A 22,426-nucleotide genomic window follows, 5' to 3' on the forward strand; every position below is an offset into this window, starting at 1 on the left:
GAATCAATGTGATGAAAACGTGGATTTTAGTTCTACTGATGTCATTTATGATGGTGGGATGTCAACAAATGCAACCTTTAGCGATTGATGAATGGTTGAATGCGGTAGGGTATGCCTCGATAAGTGAACAGAAAGGCAAGAACGTTGAAGAAAAACAGGTTCGAGCTATGCGAGCCTCTAAACTTGATGCTTATCGTGAGTTAGCTGAACAGGTTTATGGTATGCGAGTCAGTGGTCGTGCTGAATTGAAAGACCAACGTTTAGGGGCAGAAGGAACGACAGGTGCGGTCGACGGCATTATCCGTGGAGCCGAGGTCGTTCGTAGTTATAAAGTGGGCGATAGCTATGTCACTGAACTTCGATTGAACGTTGATAAAATGAGCCGGCTTCGAGATTATGGTGAGGTTCAACAAGTACCAGATAAGCGTCAACAAACGATTTTCTAATTCAACATATTTATCTAAACAAGTCATGTCACTCCAAATTGACTCAACTGTTGTTTATCGTCAACGCATAATAAATAACAGTGATACGAACAAAAGCGGCAACCTAGGTTGCCGCTTTTGTTTTTTAAATCTTGATAGAACTTCAATAGGATACGTTAACTTTATAGGGTAGGAGAGCGTTTAGTTACGCTTTAATATTGGTGCCCAATGTTGAAATTGATTTTGTTTGACCATCAGCACTGTATGTCATACCCATTTTATTTTGGCTTTGATTTAGAATGTTATTGAGTTTATTGAAGCTAATATGAGCGCGCTCTAATGCTTGACCATTTACATCGTTGGCGATATGGCATTCACGAATAACGGTTTGAATTTGCTCAACTAGCTGGACGTTTGCTTCATCTTCAGTCAGGCTCGTAACGTCTGGATGAGCTTCTATCCGTTTGTCAGTGTCACTAATTGTGGTGACCATTACCATTTTCTGCTTTGCGAGTTGTTCAATATCACTTGAGATTCGTTGTGTGATCGCGTCTTTTTCCTGCTCAAATAACGCCAAAAGTGATTGCGCATTCTTGAGCTGAAATTCAAGTAATTCTTGTAATAACGCCATAGTTCACACCTCTTGAGAAATGGTGATGAATAGTTAACTTACATCACCAAGCTCGTTTTCGAAACGGATCATATTATCGGCGAGTTTTTCAGCGTCAACAACATAAGAGCCATTGGCTATCGCTTCTTTTATCGCCTGTACTTTTGAATTATCAAATGCTGGTGTTGCTGCCAATTGTGATGACATTTGACCAATAGCTTTACCTTGATCACTAATCGAAACGGCATCTTTAACAGATGATCCGCTCTGTGATTCAGGGGATTCTGTTTTGGTTTGTTCCGACTTTACGGAGCTTCGACTGGTGTTCGTTAAAGAGTGACCAGATCGAATATTATCAATACCTGCCATAGTATGAGCCTTTCATAAGTTAGTTGGATGTACTGTCGTTATCGACTAAACCACTTTAGACTTTAGCACTTTATTTTAAATTTTTCTTGTTATTGCTATTAAACGTCATAATGCTTGTAGTTTGGGAGACCGTGACATCAAAAACGAACGGTGGCTTCCCCAATTCCTGAGACTTGAGCATCAATAATTCGTTTTGACTTTGAGTTTTTAATTTTTATTTGCTGACCGAAATTACCATCAGATAGTGCCGTTCCTCGAGTCGTAATAACCATCCCATTTTTGATTGCTTTAATGACAACCGTTTCATTGCGGCAAACAACACAAATATCATTGCTGTCTATTATATCGCCCAATTTAATATTTCTTTTAACTTTTGCACCAATAATTTGTGATGTTGATAAATAGCCTTGTTGGCGCAGGCGTAAAACGTTCACCATGTTCGTTGCCACTTGGCTCGAGGATATAACTTGGCCTCGTGAAAGAGGAATCAATGCAACGGCTGCTGGAATCTGAGTCGTTAGTTTAACTGGAACATAAACACGCCAATTTTCGACTTCACATTTGATAAGAACAGTGATGTTGCTAACAGAACCATTTTTCGATGAAGAAAAAGCACTCAATCCAGTTGGACAATCTGATGCTTGTATCCGATTATCAAGAGAGGCCGCATTTGCTTCAACGATGGCACCTTCAGGTGGTTTTATTGAACTAATCGTATACTCTTCAGCCAGTTGGCGGATGGTATCCAGCTGTTTTTGAGTGGCTGAATGCACAAAAGAGCTAAAGAAAAACACAATCAATACGATAAAGTTGCAACAAAGTCGCGATATAGCTCTACACTTAAGTTTATACGCATGGGGTAAACATGGTTTGAACATTTTCTTCTGTTTCCCTTTTTTACTAGACGCTTTAGTTAGAGTATCACTTTTTAGAAAAAAAAGTTTGAGATGGAGATGAGCATATGACGGGTATTCTTGATTCTGTGAATCAGCGTACACAACTCGTCGGTCAAAACCGATTAGAACTACTAACGTTTCGCTTGAATGGTCATCAGCGATACGGGATTAACGTATTTAAGGTTAAAGAGGTACTACAGTGCCCAAAACTAACCATGATGCCAAACCTTAACCATCTCGTAAAAGGGGTGGCTCATATTCGAGGTCAGACAGTATCGGTGATTGATATGAGCAAAGCAATCGGCGGTCGACCTACCACTGATGTTGATAAAAGCTTTGTTATTATCGCGGAATTTAACCGTTCAATTCAGGCTTTCTTGGTGAGTTCGGTAGAGCGTATTGTCAATATGCGCTGGGAAGATGTATTGCCGCCACCAGAAGCTGCAGGTAAGAAAAACTATTTAACAGCGGTTACGAACATTGAAGGCGAACTGGTTGAGATTCTTGATGTAGAAAAAATTCTTGCTGAGATTACGCCTATCGATGAAGCGATGGATGAAGATATTAGTCAGCAAATCGAAGAAGTGAAACAAAGTAAGCAGTTTGTTAACCGAATTTTAATTGCAGATGATTCTACCGTCGCTAGAAAGCAGGTTCAACGCGCGGTTGAATCGATAGGCTTTGAAGTCATTGCAGTGAAAGACGGAAAAGAAGCCTACGATAAACTGGCTGAACTTGTGTCGGATGGGAGCGATATTAGCGATCATGTTACGTTAGTTATATCTGATATTGAGATGCCAGAAATGGATGGCTATACACTGACCGCTGAAATTCGCCGAAACGCCCAACTAAAAGATCTTTATGTGATTCTTCACTCTTCATTGAGTGGGGTATTCAACCAAGCTATGGTTGAGAGAGTTGGGGCAAACATGTTTATTGCTAAGTTCAACCCTGATGAACTCGGTAATGCAGTTAAACAAGCGCTAGTTGATTAAATAAAGAGAAACACATGACAGCGATAACAATAAGTGATCAAGACTACAAAGAGTTTTGCGGTTTTTTAGAGTCTCAGTGCGGTATAGTCCTGGGTGACAGTAAACAGTATTTAGTTCGCAGCCGTTTAAGTCCTTTAGTGACTAAGTTTAAGCACGACTCTTTATCGACGTTGTTGAAAGATGTGATAATCGGGCGAAATCGTGAATTGCGTATTGCGGCTGTTGATGCCATGACAACAAATGAAACGTTGTGGTTCCGAGATACTTACCCGTTTGAAGTTCTAGCTCAACGTTTGATTCCCGAGCTATCAGAGAATAAGCGGTCGCTGAAAATATGGTCAGCGGCAAGCTCTTCAGGTCAAGAACCTTATTCGATGGCGATGACTATTTTAGAAATGCAGCAAAAAAACGCGGGGAAATTTTCAGGCATTTCGGTTACAGCAACAGACATCTCTGCCACGATGCTCGATCTTTGTCGTCAAGGCGTATATGACAACTTGGCTTTAGGTCGTGGTTTATCGCCTGAACGTCGCCGTATGTTTTTCGAAAACGTCGATGATGGCCGAATGAAAGTGAAAGACAATGTAAAACGTTTGGTGACATTCAAACCGCAAAATTTGATGGAGAGCTACGCGTCTCTTGGGAAATTTGACATTATTTTTTGCCGAAATGTTTTGATTTACTTCTCGGCGGAAATGAAATCTCAGGTGCTGAACCAAATGGCAAGTTCGTTAAATCCAGGTGGTTACTTAATGTTAGGCGCATCTGAATCGTTAACGGGATTGACGGATAAATTTGAAATGGTTCGATGCAACCCTGGTATTGTCTATAAGTTGAAATAACCTAATTATCTTCACCTTTATTACCCAGCTTCGGCTGGGTTTTTTTCGTTTAGTAGAATCAAAAAATAGATGCACCCCAATAATTGGTGTAGTTATTGCAATCTTGTTGGTCGTTACTGCAAGCGTAGATTCGTTGCCGCTTTCTTGTTTACCCGTAGGTATGAAATTGCAGGTGATCATGAGAATAAGCCTGTAGGTTTGAATGAAAACGGTAGCTTTTTAATCATTTTTACAGTTTTAGTCGATAAATTTAAAAGTTGGTACGCTACTTGCTTTATTTCAGTAACAGAGTGAAAACTTCTTGGGCGAGGCAGATTATGGCCATATCATTTGACAAAGCATTAGGTATCCACCAGCACACAATCGGTGTTCGTGAGCGGAATGCAGAAGTGATCTCCTCGAATATTGCACAAGCAAACACCCCGGGATATAAGGCTAAAGCACTCAATTTTGATGCCGCGTTACAAGCGGCAAGTCATGGTCAAAGTATTAGTTTGGCACGTACTGATGGACGGCATATTCCTGCCACCAATAGTGTGATCGGGGAAGAGGTTTACCGCTTGCCGACTCAACCTGATACTGGCGATGGCAATACCGTTGATATGGATTTGGAGCGTAACCTGTTTATGCAAAACCAATTACGGCATCAAGCATCAATAGATTTCTTAGGTGGTAAGTTTCGTAACTTATCCAAAGCATTGAAAGGGGAGTAAGATAGATGGGCTTATTTAATGTCTTTAACGTGACTGGTTCAGCAATGAGTGCTGAGGCTGTCCGTCTAAATACTACCTCAAGCAACTTAGCGAACGCTGATAGTGTTAGTAGCTCAGCAAAAGATACTTATAAAGCAAGACACGCTGTCTTTGCCGCAGAGTTTGATAACGCTAAAGGCAAAAAAGATTATACGGTTCCTGTTAAAGTGATGGGAATTGTTGAAAGTAATAAACCATTGACTGCGGAATATAATCCAGACCATCCTCTAGCAAATGAAGATGGGTATATTTACAAGCCAAATGTTAATGTTATGGAAGAGATGGCGGATATGATCTCTGCTTCACGAGCGTACCAAACCAACGTACAGCTTGCCGATGCGAGTAAACAGATGCTTCTTAAAACATTGCAGATGGGTCAGTAAGGGTTAGGAGATAACGTATGGCCGGAATAAATAATGTTGGTCAAAATGGCTTGTCGTACCTGGATCAGCTTAATAACCTTCAAGAGAAGAAAAAGCCTGATGAAGTAACGGGTAAGCAAGAGTTAAAACAAGATGACTTCTTGTCTTTGCTGACGAAACAGCTAGCACAACAAGACCCGTTTAAGCCAGTTGGTAACGACCAAATGATCGCTCAAATGGCCTCATTTGCCACTGTAGATGGTATTGGTCAAATGAACAGCCAGTTTGAAAACTTGAATTCATCGGTTACGTCTAATCAAGCATTGCAAGCTTCTTCATTGGTGGGTCGAGATGTATTGGTTAAATCATCGGTCGGTATGAAGAAAGATGATGCAGCAGGTATGTCGGCTAAGATCGATTTACCTCAAGCGTTAAATAATTTGTTTGTTCGAATTGAAAATGAAGCTGGACAACTTGTTAGAACCTTTGATGTCGGCGCACAACCTCCTGGCGAAACTCGCGTTCAATGGGATGGCAAAGATGCCAACGGAAACTCATTGCCGGCTGGCAAATATAAAGTGAAAGCATCGGGGCTCCTTGATGGAGAGAGCAAGCAGTTCGAAGTTTCAACGTATGCAAATGTGAATAGCGTCCTTCTTGGCAAAGGTGACGGAAATGTATTGCTGAATCTTGCTGGGTTTGAATCACCAGTGAAATTAGCCGAAGTATTAGAAGTTGGCAAAGCGTGATTACGCTAGCTAGATAGGAGAATTTCAAATGTCATATATTTCGTTAAGTGGTCTATCTGCGGCCCAATTAGATCTCAACACAACCAGTAATAACATTGCTAACGCGAATACGTTCGGGTTTAAAGAATCTCGAGCTGAGTTTGGTGATGTATATTCAAATTCTATCTTTACCAACGCGAAGACGACTCCAGGGTCAGGTGTACAAGCGAACAAGGTTGCACAGCAGTTCCATGAAGGTTCAAGTGTTTATACCAATAACCCACTCGATCTACGAGTTGCGGGTACCGGTTTTTTTGCTGTGGCAAAAGATCGCCTAGCGCCACAGTCGAATGAGTTAACGCGTAACGGTGCATTCCACTTGAACAAAGATAACTACATGGTGTCGTCTAACGATGAGTTTGTTTTGGGTTATCAGGTTAACCCAGATACAGGGGATGTTCTGTCTTACGAACCTTCACCAATAAATATTCCTGCGGAGTTTGGTAAACCTAAACAGACAGCAAATATAGAGGTCGGAGTGAACTTGCCGGCAAATGGCGAACTAAAAGATCCGACACTGTTTGATTTCTCTGATCCAGAAACGTTTAACCGTTCGACCTCTTCAACGATTTACGACTCAATGGGGCAGTCATACAAATTGACAACTTATTACCTCAAAGATCAAACTCAGCCGAATACATGGCAAGTTTACTATACCGCGTCAGATGCTGAGGGTGAGAAGCCAATTAATATCGTTGGTGGTGATGCGACAACTCCAACTGGCCATGCGGGCCATACCATGAAGTTTAATAACGATGGTACGTTGGCGAGTATTAACGGTGGCAATAATGTGGTGTCAGAGCCAATAGGTACTGGTGAGAATGCAATAGATTTAAATGGTGCTGATGTGAATCAAACCCTTTCATTTGGATTAAACGCAGCAACCCAATTTGCCGCACCTTTTGAACTGAGCAAGTTTGATGAGGATGGCGCTACGACAGGTTTCCTAACCAAATTAGATTTTGATGAAACAGGTAGCGTTCTTGGTACTTACTCAAATGGTGAAAATATCACCCTAGGGCGAATTGCATTGGTTCGAGTTGCAAATGAACAAGGCCTAGATAAGAAAGGTGGTACTCAGTGGGATGCAACCACAGCTTCGGGTTCTAGAATCTGGGGTGAATCAAACAAAGGTTCATTCGGTACTGTTAATAGCGGTACATTAGAGCAATCCAACATTGATATGACCCAAGAATTGGTGGATTTGATTTCAGCGCAACGAAACTTCCAGGCGAACTCACGAGCATTAGAAGTTCATAACCAAACGCAACAAACGATATTACAAATTCGATAATCCTTTCCTAATCAAGATCACGCCGGCATTTGCCGCGTGATCTTGCCATATCAGCGGCAACCTCGCGGCAATTTAGTACAAATAAATCATATCTCATTGATTTTATTTAATTTAAATTTTTGGCACACCTATTGCAAGTTATCTATTGTATGACGGGATAGGAGTCAATTATGGATCGCGCATTATTTCTAGCCATGAGTGGTGCTAAACAAAATATGCAAGCTATGCAGCTTAAAGCAAATAACTTGGCCAATGTTGGCACAACAGGTTTTCGCTCTGATTTAGCACAAGCTCGCTCGATGCAAGCCTACGGAGACGGACTACCGACTCGAGTGTTCAGTATGACTGAACGCCCAGGTCACAGTTTCGCTCAAGGCAGTGTTATCACCACAGGCCGAGATCTTGATGTCACGATTCAGGGGGATGGTTGGCTCTCTGTTCTCGACCCTTCAGGTCAAGAAGGTTTGACTCGTAGCGGTAATTTACAAATCGATCAAAATGGGTTGCTGATGAATAGCCAAGGCCATTTAGTTCTTGGTGAAACTGACGCACCCATTACCTTACCAATTCCACTAAGCAAGGTTGAAATTGGTAAAGATGGCACAATTTCGGTGTTGCCGCAGGGAGCTCCTGCCGATGCGATGGAAGTTGTCGATCGAATTAAATTAGTTAAAACGGATAATCGCTCGTTATACAAAGATGCCATTGGTCTATTTAGATCGAAAGACCTCGACGCGACTTATGACGCCGCAGCAGATGTACAGATTTTAACGGGTGCGCTTGAAGGAAGTAATGTTAACGCTGTCGGTGAAATGACATCGTTGATTGATCTTCAGCGTCAATTTGAAATGCAAGTCAAAATGATGAGCACAGCAGAAGAGATGGACAAAGCGTCTGATTCTCTACTACGCACTAGCTAATTGAGGTAAGGAGAATTCTATGCATCCGGCATTATGGGTAAGTAAAACTGGTCTAGACGCACAGCAGACCAATATATCAACGATTTCAAACAACTTGGCGAATGCCTCGACTGTTGGGTTTAAAAAGAGCCGAGCAGTCTTTGAAGACCTTTTCTATCAAAATGTGAACCAAGCTGGTGGCCAATCATCGCAAAACACTGAATTACCAAGTGGGTTGATGTTAGGTGCAGGTTCTAAAGTTGTTGCAACGCAAAAAGTTCACACTAATGGTAACGCGCAAACTACCTCAAATAGTTTGGATATGATGATTGAAGGCGACGGTTTCTTTCAAATTCTAATGCCAGATGGGGACATTGGTTATACGCGAAATGGTCAGTTCACCTTAAATTCGGAAGGTTCGATTGTGACATCAGGCTCCGGCTACGTATTGCAGCCAGAAATTGCCGTCCCACAAGATGCTGTTTCCGTCACGATTGGTGATGATGGGCAAGTTTCCGCTCGAATTCGTGGTCAGCAAGATAACCAAGTTCTAGGTCAAATTACGACCGTAGATTTTATAAACCCAGGTGGTTTAGAGCCAGTGGGACAAAATATCTACCTATCGACCGGTGCAAGTGGAGACCCGCAAGAAGGGGTTCCGGGTTTTGATGGGTTAGGAAATATTCGCCAATCGATGCTTGAAAGTTCAAACGTGAATGTGACCGAAGAATTGGTGAACTTAATTGAAGCTCAGCGTGTATACGAGATGAATTCCAAAGTGATTTCAGCGGTAGACAAAATGATGAGCTATGTGAACCAGCAGTTGTAATGAAGTAAAGCGAGCATCGTTATGAAGAGATTATTAGATCTGAATTCACTATGTATTCCAGCGATATTGTTGCTGTTATCTGGATGTACCATTATGGATCCAATCATGATGCAAGAGATGACCGATCAAGGAACCACAATTGTGGACGCTGTCGAAGGTGACAAATCTCAGGAAAGTGAGCCAGGAATGGTTGATGGACTGAGAACTCGGATTGATCCCGTTGCCGATGATCCCGCTTGGGCACCGATTCACGCCAGACGAAACCCAGAGCATTATGCAGCACAAACAGGGTCACTATTCAGTCAAATGTTGGCGAATGACTTATACGATGATGCAAAACCAAGAAATGTGGGCGACATCATAACGGTAACGTTGAATGAAAGTACCAAGGCGGCAAAGAGTGCCGATGCGGATTTATCGAAAAACAATGATGCTTCAATGGACCCACTCGAAGTGGGGGGGCAAGAACTGACTATTGGCGATTACAACCTGTCTTATAACTTAACTAACGGCAATAATTTTTCTGGCAGTGCCGCGGCAAACCAGAGCAACAGTATTTCAGGTTCAATTAGTGTGGAAGTCATCGAAGTGTTGGCTAATGGTAACTTAATCATTCGCGGTGAGAAATGGCTGACATTAAATTCTGGTGATGAGTACATCCGCTTAAGTGGGACGGTGCGTCCAGACGATATCGACTTCGATAATACCATCGCTTCAAATCGAATTTCTAATGCTCGAATTCAATATTCAGGCACCGGAACCAATCAAGATATGCAAGAGCCTGGTTTCTTGGCACGATTTTTTAATGTAGCTCTGTAATCAAGTTGAGTAAGTCGAATTTTTGACAAGCTGGCGAACGTAGAAAGAAGGTTACTACGATGAAAAAAACAATACTGGTATTGATGGCTAGCTTTTTTGTAGCCAATTTGACTCAAGCAGCACGAATCAAAGATGTTGCAGAAGTCGCTGGTGTGCGTAGCAACCAATTGGTGGGGTATGGGTTGGTAACAGGCTTGCCTGGGACGGGGGAATCCACACCATTTACCGATCAAAGCTTCAATGCCATGTTACAAAATTTCGGCATTCAATTGCCGCAAGGAACGAGCCCAAAAGCAAAAAATGTTGCCGCTGTGATCGTTACTGCTGAGTTACCACCGTTTTCTAAACAAGGACAAACTATTGACGTTACTGTCTCGTCAATTGGGTCCGCAAAAAGTTTACGAGGTGGTACCTTGATGCAGTCTTTTCTAAAGGGGTTAGATGGCAAAGTGTACGCTGTCGCTCAGGGTAACTTAGTGGTAAGTGGGTTTAGTGCTGATGGAGCTGATGGTTCACGAATTGTCGGTAATAACCCAACAGTAGGCATGATTTCAAATGGCGCATCAGTTGAACAAGAAATACCAACACCATTCTCGCGCGGCGATTTTATTACCTTTAACCTGCTCGATTCTGACTTTACGACCGCACAAAGTATGGCAAATGCAGTCAACAATTTCCTTGGTCCTCAAATGGCAACGGCTGTGGATGCTACATCCGTCAAAGTTCGAGCTCCGAGAGATTCAGCTCAGCGAGTCGCGTTTCTTTCCGCGATTGAAAACCTAGAGTTTACGACTGCAGAAGGTGTCGCAAAAATTATTGTAAATTCTCGTACGGGGACCATTGTTGTTGGTCAGAACGTGAGATTAAAACCAGCGGCAGTAACTCATGGTGGCATGACAGTTGCAATCAAAGAGAATCTATCGGTAAGCCAACCAAACGCGCTTGCCAATGGCGATACGGCCATTGTTGCCGATAGCGATATTCAAGTCAGTGAGAAACAGGGAAAAATGTTTAAGTTTCAGCCTGGTGTTTCTTTAGATGATTTAGTCAGAGCCGTGAATGAAGTCGGGGCTGCCCCTTCTGACCTTATGGCGATATTACAAGCCCTTAAGCAAGCTGGAGCCATTGAAGGCCAGCTGATCATTATCTAGGTGGATGTATGATTAATAATCCTAGCGATATAGGTTTTGTTCAAGATATCACTCAGTTGGACACACTGCGTCAGCAAGCCATTAACGGTGATGAAGCAAGTGAAAAATCAGCCTTAGAAGCCGCTGCGAAGCAATTTGAATCGATTTTTACGACGATGTTGTTTGATTCAATGCGTGATGCAAATAAAGAATTTAAGTCAGACTTATTTGATAGTCAGACAGAAGATTTCTACGGAAAAATGTTAGACGAGCAACGCTCTAGTGAAATGAGTGCATCTGGTAGCCTTGGTTTGGCAGACATGATCGTAAAACAGTTATCTGCTGGTCAGTCGAATGAGACTGGAAAAGCAGGAAGTGATCGTTTCGAAGAAGCGATGGCTCGTGTTAATCGTGCGAATGCCGAAAGAGGACTTGATAACGCTGACAAAGTACAAGTGGCACCACCAATACAATATGTACAGCAGCCAAAACGTTTTGACTCTCCAGAGCATTTTGTAAACCGATTGAAGCCGTATGCTGAAAAAGCAGCGAAGAGCCTAGGGGTTTCACCATCCTTACTTTTGGCTCAAGCCGCATTGGAAACTGGTTGGGGTAAAAAGGTTGTTAAAAATGCGAGTCAAAGCAGTAATAACCTCTTTAATATTAAAGCGGACCGCAGTTGGAAGGGAGAAAAAGTTGCAACACAAACTTTGGAATATCATGAGAAAACACCGGTAATGGAACAAGCCGCATTCCGTGCGTATCCGACTTACCAAGAAAGTTTTAATGATTATGTGCGTTTCTTAAATCAGAACCCGCGTTATCAATCAGCGTTACAAAACAATAATAAGAATGATGCGTTTATTCATGGAATCCATAAAGCAGGCTATGCCACGGATCCTGAATATGCAAATAAAGTACTAAGAGTACAAAAACAAATAGAACAAATGAATTCAATATAAAACGATTTTTTAAAGGCTTCATCTACGATAAATCTGCGAAATAATGCGATACGGGATGAAGTTTCGGGGGAGTTGCGCTAGTACCGAAAGGTGCTAGCGTTTTTTTTAATATATTGAATTGCCACCATAAAATAGCCATCTTTCAATTACATTTACTTTTGGCATATATATTGCTTTTAACTTGATATAAGATTTATTGAAGAGTTAGGGAGCAAATTATGGCGTCCGATTTATTGAGTGTAGGTGCTCAGAGCGTATTAACCGCTCAGAGACAACTCAATACAACAGGTCATAACATCGCAAACGTCAATACGGAAGGGTTTAGCCGTCAATCTGTTATTCAGGGGACGAACGCTCCTCGTAGTTACGGCGGTGAAACTTACGGTATGGGTGTGCATGTGGAAAATGTTCGCCGCTCTTGGGATCAATTTGCCGTCAAAGAGCTGAACTTTGCCACTACCGAATACGCAAATAAGCATGACGCTGAAGAGAATCTCGATAAGCTCTCAAATCTTATTTCTTCCGTTTCCTCGAGAAAAATTCCCGAAAATATTAACGATTGGTTTGATGCCGTAAAAACGTTAGCGGATACCCCTAATGATGTCGGTGCTCGAAAAATCGTGCTTGAAAAAGCGCAGCTTATTACACAAAACCTCAATGACTTTAACGATACCGTGACTCGTGAATATGACACGATCAATAAAGGTTTGGATGTTGGTGTTGAACGGATTAACCAATTGGCCCTAAAACTGCGTGATACCCAACGCTTGATGATGAAAACGCAAGGGCCACATAATGATTTAATGGATGAGCACGAGAAGTTGGTAAAAGAGCTGGCGGAAATGACAAAAGTCAACGTGGTCACGAGACAAAATGGCAAAGGCTTTAACATTCTTATCGGCAGCGGTCACACCTTAGTATCGGGTACTGAAGCAAGCCAAATCAAGATGGTTGATGGCTCACCGGATCCCAAACAACACCGCTTAGCGATGGTTGAAGGCAAGGGTATAAAAGCGATAAGTGAACGCGATATCGGCGGCAAAATGGGTGCTCTTTTTGATATGCGAGATGAGCACATTCCACATCTCATTGATGAAATTGGACGTGTTGCCACTTCTCTTTCTCATGATGTGAATAAATTGCAGAAGCAAGGCTTAGACTTGTATGGCAATGTCGGTAAAAACATGTTTACTGATGTGAACTTAGAGTCGACGGCCAAAGCCCGTGTTGTAGCAAAAACCGATTCAAAGGCAGACATCTCTGTCTATATCGATGACATGAACCAAATTAAATCTGGAGAGTACTCATTGTTGTTTGATGGCAATGAATACATCACGACGTTTCCTAATGGGAAAACATCCAACCTTGAAGCGAAAGGTGGAGAAATCAATATCGATGGTCTGCGGATTGTTGTAAATGAAGAACCTGAAAAGGGAGAGCGGATCTTAATTCGTCCAACACGTTTTGGGGCGGCAAACATTAACCTCACTCTTGATGATCCATCTGAAATAGCGGCACAAAGCTACGAAGCATCGACGACGTTTGCTGTGGGATCGGCAAGTTTCAAAATAAAACAAGCAGGTGAACTGCGTGAATTCGAAATCTATATCTCTGAATCGGGCGATCGGTTCTCAGTCACAGATACAGATGGCAACGTGTTACTTGCAGATCAAGCTTATCCACCTTCGGGTGATGTGACGGTTCAAGGTACGAGTTTTGAACTATCGGAAGGGGCTCTTGCTGGGGATAAATTCACCGCAAACTTGGTGCCATCGGAAGGTGATAATGGCAACTTACGTAAAATTCAAGACATTCAGACAGACAAGTCGCTAAACAACAATCAATCAACCTTGTTGGATGTGTATCAAGATCTTAATACGGACGTTGGCGTGAAACTGTCAACGGCCTCACGACTCACCGATGTTGCACGTTTAGAACAAGAATCGGCTGAATCACGAGTTGCGTCAATCTCTGGCGTAAATTTGGATGAAGAAGCGGCCAATATGATGAAATTTCAACGGGCGTATTTGGCTTCGTCACGCATCATGCAGGCGTCCAATGAAACCTTTAATAGCATTTTGCAGTTGAGATAGGGAGGAAGATAAATGTTAGGTCGAATTTCTAGCTTCCACAATTATCAATCGGTGCAAAATGACCTTCGTCGTCAGGAGACGAAAGTTCATCATAACCAAGAGCAATTGGCATCCGGGAAAAAGCTGCTCTCTGCCGGAGATAATCCACTGGCGACACACTACATTCAGAATGTGTCTCAGCAAGAAGAACAACTTCGCCAATACTCAGATGCCATCTCTCTGGTTCGTACTCGTTTAGAGCATCAAGAAGTTATTATTGCAAACGGTGAAGAATTTACTGATGAAGCAAAACGTACCGTGATGGAAATGATCAACGGTGCTTTTTCTCCAGAAGATCGTCTCGCTAAACGTCGCGAGCTAGAGGAACTGGCAAATAATTTCCTCAGTTTGGTGAACAACCAAGATGAAACCGGCAACTATATTTTTGCCGGTACTAAACCTAAAAACCAACCTTTCTTCCGTGATAATGAAGGCAACGTCAGTTACTCAGGTGATGACTACCAAAGAAAAATGAAAATTTCCAATAGCATGGAGATGCCTTTTAACGACCCAGGCAGCAAGGTGTTCATGGAAATTGATAATCCATTTGGCAGTTATGAACCAGATTATGATCTGCAAGAAGGGTCCGAGTTATTACTTGAACGTGCAACTAATACCAATAAAGACGATAACTCCAACTACCGAGTTACCTTTGTTGATTCTGGTACAGGGCAGTTCAATTATCAGTTAGAAAAAGATGGTAGCCCGATTCAAAGCGGCGAGTTTAATCCGAAAGATGGCATTCGCTATGAAGGGTTATCGATCTATCCCAAGGGGCAACTTACTGCAGGGGATGTTATCGAGCTAACGCCACGATCGACGTTCTCCATTTTTGAAACATTTCAAGATTCGTTGGAATATGCGTCAGAGTCTGTTTCAGACGCGTCGGCAACGGCCAAATTGCATCAGCTTACTGAAGAGTTCCACGCTGCATTTATTCAACTGAATAAAGTACGAACGGACTTGGGGGCTCGTATGGAAACATTGGACCTGCAGCAAGATCAGCATCAAGATTTCGAAATTAGTTTAGCCAAATCCAAAAGTACATTTGAAGATTTGGACTATGCTGATGCCGTCATTGAATTTAGCGAGAACTCTCGAGCGCTACAGGCATCTCAGCAGGCATTTGGTAAAACAAAAGACTTAACACTGTTCAATTATATGTAACTTTTAATGCCTTAAGTGCCAAGCCTTAAGTGCGAAAGTAATCAAACGTATAAAGTAGCGGGTTTACCAAAAAGTGGCCCAGTTACTGCAACAGTTAGAGAGAAGACACAACAAAGGAAATAGAGCGGCAATGACGCGGCAACATTTACCTTAACAATCGAACCTTAATTACCGGTCACAACATTATTTATTAAATGCTATTCATAACGTTCTGATAAATAAATGTTTAAAATTATTTTCTATAGTTGGCACAGTAATTGAATAGTAATTAGAGTAGATTAAAGAATTATTTCTTAGACAGGCAAATTGCAAGTAAACGCAGTAAAGCTGTCAGTGATTCAAATAAAAGTAAAGCTGACCACTGCGTTCAAGTAAGCAGGCTCAATAGGAGAGCAAACCATGACTATTAATGTTAATACCAATGTTTCGGCCATGACAGCACAGCGCTATCTAACCAAAAGTTCCAACGAACTAAATACGTCAATGGAGCGCTTGTCATCAGGCAATCGAATTAACAGTGCTAAAGATGACGCTGCTGGCCTACAAATTTCAAACCGATTGATTTCTCAATCGCGTGGTTTAGATGTGGCAATGCGTAATGCTAACGATGGTATTTCAGTTGCTCAAACCGCAGAAGGCGCAATGAATGAGTCAACAAGTGTACTACAACGTATGCGTGACCTAGCACTTCAATCGGCAAACGGAACCAACTCAATCGCAGAACGCACCGCGATAAACGAAGAAGTTTCCGCGTTGCAAGATGAGTTGAACCGAATTGCGGAAACAACATCATTTGGTGGACGCAAACTCTTGAATGGCACCTTTGGCGAAGCATCATTCCAGATCGGTGCAAGCTCTGGTGAAGCAATAATCATGGGGCTTACAAGTATCCGAGCTGATGATTTTCGCATGGGGGGACAAACCTTTACCGCGGAGCAAGCGAAGGATCATACTTGGGGAGTTCCACCTGAAGCCAGCGATTTAAAATTGTCATATACCAATAGCGATGGTGAAGAAGTTACTGTCGATATTATGGCGAAAGCGGGCGACGATATTGAAGAATTGGCAACCTACATCAATGGTCAAAATGAGGCTGTGACCGCTTCTGTTGATGAAGAGGGTAAATTACAGTTGTTTATGGCTCATCCAGTTAAGGATGGCGAATTAGCAATCAGTGGTGGTCTTGCAAGTGAGCTTGGTCTAACGGGTGGACCTGGCATGAATATGACGGTACAGGACATTGATGTGACCACAGTTGGTGGCTCTCAAAATGCGGTAGCGGCACTTGACTCAGCACTACAGTATGTTGATTCACAGCGATCGGATCTTGGTGCGAAACAGAACCGACTCAGCCATAGCATCAATAACTTATCGAATATTCAAGAGAATGTTGAATCGTCGAAAAGTCGTATTAAAGATACCGATTTTGCGAAGGAAACGACGCAAATGACGAAAGCACAAATATTACAGCAAGCAGGTACGTCGATACTTGCCCAAGCTAAACAGTTGCCAAATTCTGCTATTTCATTATTGCAGTAATACATTGGAACTTCGTTACTTAAGCTTAGACGTAGGTATGTAACGAAGCGCCTTTGGCAAAGTATGATTATTGAATGAACTTTAAGCTTCTCTCACATTTGCTTAATCACTTTTCGACAATCATGCGCTTTTGGGTAGCTACAATGTGACATCATTTCTCTCGATCTCTACATTGGCTACGGCTAACCAAACAGCCCCGGTTCTCTCAAAGGAAAAGGGGCTTTTTCTTTTCTCTTCTAAAAAACACCCACTTCAATCGGTACTTACACGTTAATTTTGAGAATGGCTTATGCATAGGTGCTATAGAGGTGTCTGGTTAAAAGCCATACAATCGGGGCTCGTCTTACTCTGCATTTAGCGAGAAACAACCTTGATCTCATACGGTACGATTATCACTCAGGTTATTATCCTTTTTCTGCTTATTGCGGCTGGTTTTTATGCCAGACGACGAGGCTTTATGGATGATAATGTCAATAAAGGGGTGACGGATATCATACTGAATATTGGTCTTCCAGCGTTGTTATTGAATTCGTTCTTGCTTGAATATGACCACTCAATGCTAAAAAATGCCGGTCTAGTTATCGTGGTCTCGATAGCTATCCATATTGCCTTGTTTGTTGTAGCTAAAATTGCGTTTAACCGCTACGAGGTCGATCAACGAAATGTATTGACCTATATGGGGTTATTTCCTAACGCAGGGTTTATGGGGCTGCCGTTTATCTATGCGATTTATGGGCAAGTAGGGGTTTTTTATGCGGCTATTTTTATCGTTCCTTACCATATTTTAATGTGGACCTATGGGCTTGCCATGTTCATGAAGGTGACTGATTACCGTTCATCAGCTAAGGCAATTTTACTCAATCCAATTTTATTGGCTGTGTTAATCGGCTTGTTTCTTTTTGTCTCTCAAATTCCGGTCCCTGAAGTATTAAGCAAAACTTTCAGCACTCTTGGCGCGATAACCGCACCCTTGGCAATGATGCTGATTGGTGACCGAATAGCACAATCACAGATCAAATCAGTGATGAATGATAAAAATGTTTATTATGGCAGTGCGGTTCGTTTGATCGCTGCACCAATAATTAGCTGGTTGATACTGAATCTATTTAACCTCGACCCAATGATTATTAATATCTGTGTGGCTGTGCAAGCTCTTCCGGTTGCCGTGACTGTCGCAGTTCTTCCAGCCAAATTTAATGGTGATGTTGCGTTAGGCTCTAAATGTGCCGTGATCAGCCATGCCCTTTCTTTAGTTAGTATTCCTTTAATGATGATTCTTTTGATGGTGAAGTAACGTTTAAAATAGGCTGTCTATTCACTTCGACTGCTTAATTAAGGCTTTGAGCTCGATGATTTCGTTTTTGAGATCGTGAACTTCTGTTTCTAGCGCAGTCATTGTTTCGTTTGTGGGATCTTCTGATTCTTCTTCAAAGAACCACATTGCGATAAATCCAGTAAAAGTGCCAAATAGACCAACACCACAGGTCATTAGAAGAGCGGCTAATATTCGACCTTCTAACGTAACTGGGAAGAAATCGCCATAACCCACGGTTGTAATGGTGACGAAAACCCACCATATGGCATTGCTAGCGTTTTGAATGTTCGCCCCTTCAGCTCCTTTTTCAACCTGGAGAATTGCGATGGAACAGAATATCGCAAGGACAATGGATAGGAATGTCACAACAGCTGTCGCTCCTCTCACCTTTTTTCTAAACAAGAATGAAAGAATGACTTTGGCAGACCGAACAGCCCGTAGTATTTTCAGGATTCTAATGACACTGACCAGCCGTCCATATTGAAACGCATCGACAATCGGAATGCTCGAAAGCAGGTCGATCCACCCCCATTTCATATAGGCGATTTTATTTTCGGCTTTATAAAATCGAATAAGAAAATCGGCAAAAAAGAAAGCACAGATAAAGTTGTCACCTGTTCTTAGAATTTGCTCTATATCCGTTGGAAGCACATAGATTGCTTGTATTGATAGTGATATCAACACATAAATTGAAAGCATAAGGATAAGAAATTGGAATGGACCAAATTCATCATTACTCAATTGGTTCATATTGATTCGTCTCTTTTATGAACTATTAGTCTGGCGTGAATATAAAAAATCATAGCATCATCGGGGTTAATGCCCAAAAATCACTTCTCTTAGGTTTGGTTAGATTCAAAAAATTGGATGGTTTTCTATTCTGGTCGAAGTTTGAGCATAGAGTTTGTCATTTTTTCTATTGATATTAGAAAATTAGATGTAATTTATTAATATCTAACCTATTGATATTTAAATATTTAATTTTAGTTTGATAAACAATTCTCATAATTTTCGTTATTTATCTAAAGTAATTCCCTAGCGTGTCGTTAAAAGTAAGAACTTTGAGAGAACTACTACTGGTTTTCCGATACGTCGGAAAGCGATTCGGAAGTTCCATAGTATCGGAAAATCATTAGGAGAATTCACTATGGCAGTTAATGTAAACACAAACGTATCGGCAATGACCGCACAACGTTATTTAAATGGCGCAAACACATCGATGAATACATCAATGGAACGTTTGTCTTCAGGTAACAAGATCAACAGTGCAAAAGATGATGCGGCTGGTCTTCAAATTTCGAACCGATTAAATGTTCAGAGCCGCGGTCTAGACGTAGCCGTGCGAAATGCGAACGATGGTATTTCAATGGCTCAAACCGCTGAAGGTGCAATGAACGAAACCACAAGCATCCTACAACGTGTTCGTGACCTTGCACTTCAATCATCAAACGGTTCTAACACTAAAGATGACCGTTCAGCGATTCAAGAAGAAATCGGTGCACTAAATGACGAATTAAACCGAATTGCAGAAACAACATCATTTGGTGGTAATAAGCTGCTTAACGGCACGTTCCAAACTAAATCGTTCCAGATCGGTGCAGATAACGGTGAAGCGGTAATGCTCAGTGTTAAAGACATGCGTAGTGATAATGAGCACATGGGTGGAAAAAGCTATGCTTCTGCTAACGGAAAAGACAAAGACTGGGGTGTACAAGCGGGTGCCAATGACTTATCAATCACGCTAACAGATAAAGTAGACGGTGAAAAAACGATTAATATTAGCGCGAAAGTGGGCGATGATATTGAAGAAGTAGCGACTTATATTAACGGTCAAACCGACGCGATTACGGCATCTGTAGATGACGATGGCAAACTTCAGCTGTTTACTGATAGTAATACTGTGGAAGGTGAAGCAACCTTTGGCGGTAGCTTGGCAAGTGAATTGGGGATTCAAGCTGCAACAGATAAAACCGTTAATAATATCGATGTGACGACTGTTGGTGGTTCACAAGAGGCGGTTGCGGTTGTCGATGCGGCACTAAAATATGTTGATAGTCATCGTGCAGAACTGGGTGCATTCCAGAACCGATTCGACCATGCAATTAACAACTTAGACAACATTAATGAAAATGTTAACGCGTCTAAGAGCCGAATCAAAGATACCGATTTTGCGAAAGAAACGACGAATCTTACCAAGTCTCAAATTCTTTCTCAGGCTTCAAGCTCTATTCTTGCTCAAGCCAAGCAAGCACCAAATGCTGCTTTGGGTCTACTAGGCTAATTAGCCAACTCAAGCGCAAAAAAATCCAGCTCAGGCTGGATTTTTTTATGTTTGTTATTTACTAAATATAATCTTAGCAATCGAGCTATTTAGTTTTGATATCTCGGGATGACCAGCAGACTTTGAGTCGGTGATAAGCATATTTATCTCAAATGGTGTTGCGTATACAGTACGGCTGGTAACACCGATTTTATCGCTGTCAGCTAAGATGATGGTTGACTTCGCTTGCTTGACCATCGAACTGGCAATCGCGGCTTCGTGGTGGTAGAAACTGCTGGCTCCAGCTTCGTGTGATAAGCCAACAGGGGAGAGTATTGCTATATCAGCTCGATATCTATTCAGCTCATTTAGGGTGATTTCGCCGCTGGTCGCTTGAGTGGTTTTCCCCATGTGTCCACCTAATAAGATGACTTCATGTTGCTCTGGTACTGAAGAAAGGCAATTTGCTATTTCTAAGCTGTTGGTAACAACGGTTAGTCCAGACATCGATAACAGCTCTTCAGCTAGATAAGAAGTCGTACTTCCTGCATCGATGAAAATAGTTTGTCCTGCCTTTAGTTGTTTCACCGTCTCTCGAGCGATCGACTTCTTTTCGCTTTTTTTAATTAGACTACGTATCTCAAGAGGCTTTTCCGCTTCGGGTTGGCATGAGATGACTCCACCATGGACACGCCTAAGCTTACCTTGGTCTTCCAATTTCAGAACGTCTCGGCGTACCGTTTCACGAGATACTCCGAGATGTTGAATAATGACTTCAGTACTGACTTGATTGAGTGTTGATAACAGCGCTGTAATGCGATGAAGACGAGTTTCTTCTAGCATGATTGTCGTTTAACCTTTTACTTATCAAGTGAGTCAGTTCTATTTCTCACTTAGAAATTCAGTATGCACTCTGCCATCGTCATCACGTATATCACGTTTGCAAAACCATAGCCTCCACCATTTCATCGGTGAAGGCTGTGATGCTTAAGAGAACGTAATGTGAGATGTAATCGAGTTAGGCGACGAGCTGCATTTCCTGTTCATTAAAGAGAAGATCCAGAGTACTACCAGATGAGATTAGACTCTCTGGACTGCGATTAAGTGTGTCGATGGTGAGCTCACCCGCTTCAGTTTGAACGCGATAACGGATGACATTGCCAAGTAGTTGGTGATTGACGACTTTAGCCGAAACAGGTTTTGAAATATGTTTCGCGTATTGTGCTCCTGGCTCTTTGATATAAATGGATTCTGGTCGAATTGCGAGTTGTCCGGTAATCGATTGGCCAAATAGGGTGTGAACTTGTTGCGCATTCAGGAGGTTATAGCTTCCCATAAACCCTGCAACAAAAGAGTTGGCGGGCTTAGTGTAGATACTTTCAGCACTGCCACTTTGAACAATATTCCCTTTATCCATCAGAAAGATTCGGTCAGATAATGTCAGAGCTTCTTCTTGGTCATGGGTAACGAAGATAGTGGTAAGTCCCATCTCCTTTTGAATTTCTCGAATCTGCTCACGTAAGCTGCGTCGAATCCGAGCATCAAGTGCCGATAGTGGCTCGTCAAGCAGTAGAATTTTGGGCTGTACGACTAAAGCTCTCGCAAGTGCTACTCGCTGTTTTTGCCCTCCAGAAAGTTGGTGAGGGTAGTGCTGCTCTCTACCACCAAGTTCAACGAGTTCTACCACTCGGCGGACTCGTCGCTCAATGTCGCTACTGTCGACTTTATGCATTTTTAGGCCGAAGGCGATGTTGTCCCAAGTGGTCATATTTGGGAATAGAGCGTAGCTTTGGAATACCATCCCAATATCACGCTGTTGTGGTTTTGCATGGGTGATGGCATTGCCATTAATGTAAATTTCCCCGCTATTGACGGGAGTGAGGCCAGCAAGGCAGCGTAGTAACGTTGATTTTCCACAACCACTTGGCCCTAATAGCGTGATGAACTCACCTTGATTAATCGTGAAATTGATGTCTTGAAAAATTGGGGTGTCACCATAAGCTTTTTCTAAGGCGATGATTTCAACATAGTTCATAGCGAG

General features: G+C 42.1%; 23 protein-coding genes. 17 read left to right on the forward strand and 6 right to left on the reverse strand.

The features are described from left to right. The first annotated feature begins 11 nt into the window (after positions 1-11). Complete coding sequence (locus ACWU4D_RS07380) at positions 12-446, forward strand: LPP20 family lipoprotein (protein WP_456050762.1); 435 nt, start codon at positions 12-14, stop codon at positions 444-446. 184 nt (positions 447-630) lie between these two features. On the opposite strand, the gene ACWU4D_RS07385 is transcribed toward ACWU4D_RS07380, so the two are convergent. The 3 genes from ACWU4D_RS07385 to flgA form a co-directional block, all read right to left on the reverse strand. Further along, positions 631-1,056, reverse strand: coding sequence for a flagella synthesis protein FlgN (locus ACWU4D_RS07385; protein WP_456050763.1), 426 nt, complete (start codon positions 1,054-1,056; stop codon positions 631-633). Between the two features lie 33 nt (positions 1,057-1,089). After that, positions 1,090-1,404, reverse strand: a complete 315-nt coding sequence (flgM, locus tag ACWU4D_RS07390) for a flagellar biosynthesis anti-sigma factor FlgM (protein ID WP_456050764.1) — start codon at positions 1,402-1,404, stop codon at positions 1,090-1,092. A gap of 137 nt (positions 1,405-1,541) precedes the next feature. Beyond that, on the reverse strand, positions 1,542-2,282 hold the full coding sequence (gene flgA / locus ACWU4D_RS07395; protein ID WP_456050765.1) for a flagellar basal body P-ring formation chaperone FlgA: 741 nt from the start codon (positions 2,280-2,282) through the stop codon (positions 1,542-1,544). Positions 2,283-2,365: 83 nt separating this feature from the next. Between flgA and ACWU4D_RS07400 the strand changes: the two genes are divergently transcribed. The 15 genes from ACWU4D_RS07400 (at position 2,366) to ACWU4D_RS07470 (ending at position 18,104) form a co-directional block, all read left to right on the forward strand. After that, complete coding sequence (locus ACWU4D_RS07400; RefSeq protein WP_456050766.1) at positions 2,366-3,295, forward strand: chemotaxis protein CheV; 930 nt, start codon at positions 2,366-2,368, stop codon at positions 3,293-3,295. A gap of 14 nt (positions 3,296-3,309) precedes the next feature. After that, the gene (locus ACWU4D_RS07405) at positions 3,310-4,137 is read left to right on the forward strand and encodes a CheR family methyltransferase (RefSeq protein WP_456050767.1); all 828 of its coding nucleotides are present in this window, start codon (positions 3,310-3,312) and stop codon (positions 4,135-4,137) included. A 317-nt stretch (positions 4,138-4,454) separates the two neighbouring features. Next, positions 4,455-4,850 (forward strand): flagellar basal body rod protein FlgB, encoded by a 396-nt coding sequence (gene flgB / locus ACWU4D_RS07410; RefSeq protein WP_456050768.1) that lies wholly within the window; start codon positions 4,455-4,457, stop codon positions 4,848-4,850. 5 nt (positions 4,851-4,855) lie between these two features. Beyond that, a complete protein-coding gene (gene flgC / locus ACWU4D_RS07415) occupies positions 4,856-5,272 on the forward strand; it encodes a flagellar basal body rod protein FlgC (protein ID WP_456050769.1) in 417 nt (138 codons plus the stop codon). Between the two features lie 17 nt (positions 5,273-5,289). Beyond that, positions 5,290-6,000: a flagellar hook assembly protein FlgD gene (locus ACWU4D_RS07420; protein ID WP_456050770.1), complete on the forward strand. Its 711-nt coding sequence runs from the start codon at positions 5,290-5,292 to the stop codon at positions 5,998-6,000. Positions 6,001-6,028: 28 nt separating this feature from the next. Then, entirely contained in the window at positions 6,029-7,333 is a 1,305-nt protein-coding gene (flgE, locus tag ACWU4D_RS07425) for a flagellar hook protein FlgE (protein ID WP_456050771.1), read from the forward strand. 170 nt (positions 7,334-7,503) lie between these two features. Further along, positions 7,504-8,253 (forward strand): flagellar basal body rod protein FlgF, encoded by a 750-nt coding sequence (locus tag ACWU4D_RS07430; RefSeq protein WP_456050772.1) that lies wholly within the window; start codon positions 7,504-7,506, stop codon positions 8,251-8,253. A 19-nt stretch (positions 8,254-8,272) separates the two neighbouring features. Further along, positions 8,273-9,061, forward strand: a complete 789-nt coding sequence (gene flgG, locus ACWU4D_RS07435; protein ID WP_456050773.1) for a flagellar basal-body rod protein FlgG — start codon at positions 8,273-8,275, stop codon at positions 9,059-9,061. Between the two features lie 21 nt (positions 9,062-9,082). Further along, entirely contained in the window at positions 9,083-9,880 is a 798-nt protein-coding gene (gene flgH, locus ACWU4D_RS07440) for a flagellar basal body L-ring protein FlgH (protein ID WP_456050774.1), read from the forward strand. Positions 9,881-9,939: 59 nt separating this feature from the next. After that, positions 9,940-11,031, forward strand: a complete 1,092-nt coding sequence (locus ACWU4D_RS07445) for a flagellar basal body P-ring protein FlgI (protein ID WP_456050775.1) — start codon at positions 9,940-9,942, stop codon at positions 11,029-11,031. An 8-nt stretch (positions 11,032-11,039) separates the two neighbouring features. Continuing rightward, the gene (gene flgJ / locus ACWU4D_RS07450) at positions 11,040-11,972 is read left to right on the forward strand and encodes a flagellar assembly peptidoglycan hydrolase FlgJ (protein WP_456050776.1); all 933 of its coding nucleotides are present in this window, start codon (positions 11,040-11,042) and stop codon (positions 11,970-11,972) included. A 218-nt stretch (positions 11,973-12,190) separates the two neighbouring features. Further along, on the forward strand, positions 12,191-14,065 hold the full coding sequence (gene flgK, locus ACWU4D_RS07455; protein ID WP_456050777.1) for a flagellar hook-associated protein FlgK: 1,875 nt from the start codon (positions 12,191-12,193) through the stop codon (positions 14,063-14,065). Between the two features lie 12 nt (positions 14,066-14,077). Continuing rightward, the gene (gene flgL, locus ACWU4D_RS07460; protein ID WP_456050778.1) at positions 14,078-15,271 is read left to right on the forward strand and encodes a flagellar hook-associated protein FlgL; all 1,194 of its coding nucleotides are present in this window, start codon (positions 14,078-14,080) and stop codon (positions 15,269-15,271) included. 399 nt (positions 15,272-15,670) lie between these two features. Then, positions 15,671-16,810, forward strand: coding sequence for a flagellin (locus ACWU4D_RS07465; RefSeq protein ID WP_456050779.1), 1,140 nt, complete (start codon positions 15,671-15,673; stop codon positions 16,808-16,810). A gap of 370 nt (positions 16,811-17,180) precedes the next feature. Then, positions 17,181-18,104 (forward strand): AEC family transporter, encoded by a 924-nt coding sequence (locus ACWU4D_RS07470; protein WP_456050780.1) that lies wholly within the window; start codon positions 17,181-17,183, stop codon positions 18,102-18,104. A gap of 21 nt (positions 18,105-18,125) precedes the next feature. Here the strand turns inward: ACWU4D_RS07470 and ACWU4D_RS07475 are convergent, their stop codons facing one another. Beyond that, positions 18,126-18,875 (reverse strand): ion transporter, encoded by a 750-nt coding sequence (locus tag ACWU4D_RS07475; RefSeq protein WP_456050781.1) that lies wholly within the window; start codon positions 18,873-18,875, stop codon positions 18,126-18,128. A 397-nt stretch (positions 18,876-19,272) separates the two neighbouring features. On the opposite strand from ACWU4D_RS07475, the gene ACWU4D_RS07480 reads away from it, so the two are divergent. Then, the gene (locus ACWU4D_RS07480) at positions 19,273-20,406 is read left to right on the forward strand and encodes a flagellin (protein ID WP_456050782.1); all 1,134 of its coding nucleotides are present in this window, start codon (positions 19,273-19,275) and stop codon (positions 20,404-20,406) included. A gap of 54 nt (positions 20,407-20,460) precedes the next feature. Here the strand turns inward: ACWU4D_RS07480 and ACWU4D_RS07485 are convergent, their stop codons facing one another. Together ACWU4D_RS07485 and ACWU4D_RS07490 are read right to left on the reverse strand one after the other, a co-directional pair. Then, on the reverse strand, positions 20,461-21,228 hold the full coding sequence (locus ACWU4D_RS07485; RefSeq protein ID WP_456050783.1) for a DeoR/GlpR family DNA-binding transcription regulator: 768 nt from the start codon (positions 21,226-21,228) through the stop codon (positions 20,461-20,463). Positions 21,229-21,403: 175 nt separating this feature from the next. Next, positions 21,404-22,420, reverse strand: coding sequence for an ABC transporter ATP-binding protein (locus tag ACWU4D_RS07490; RefSeq protein ID WP_456050784.1), 1,017 nt, complete (start codon positions 22,418-22,420; stop codon positions 21,404-21,406). Positions 22,421-22,426: the final 6 nt, after the last annotated feature.

This window comes from Vibrio phycocola, assembly GCF_053850235.1.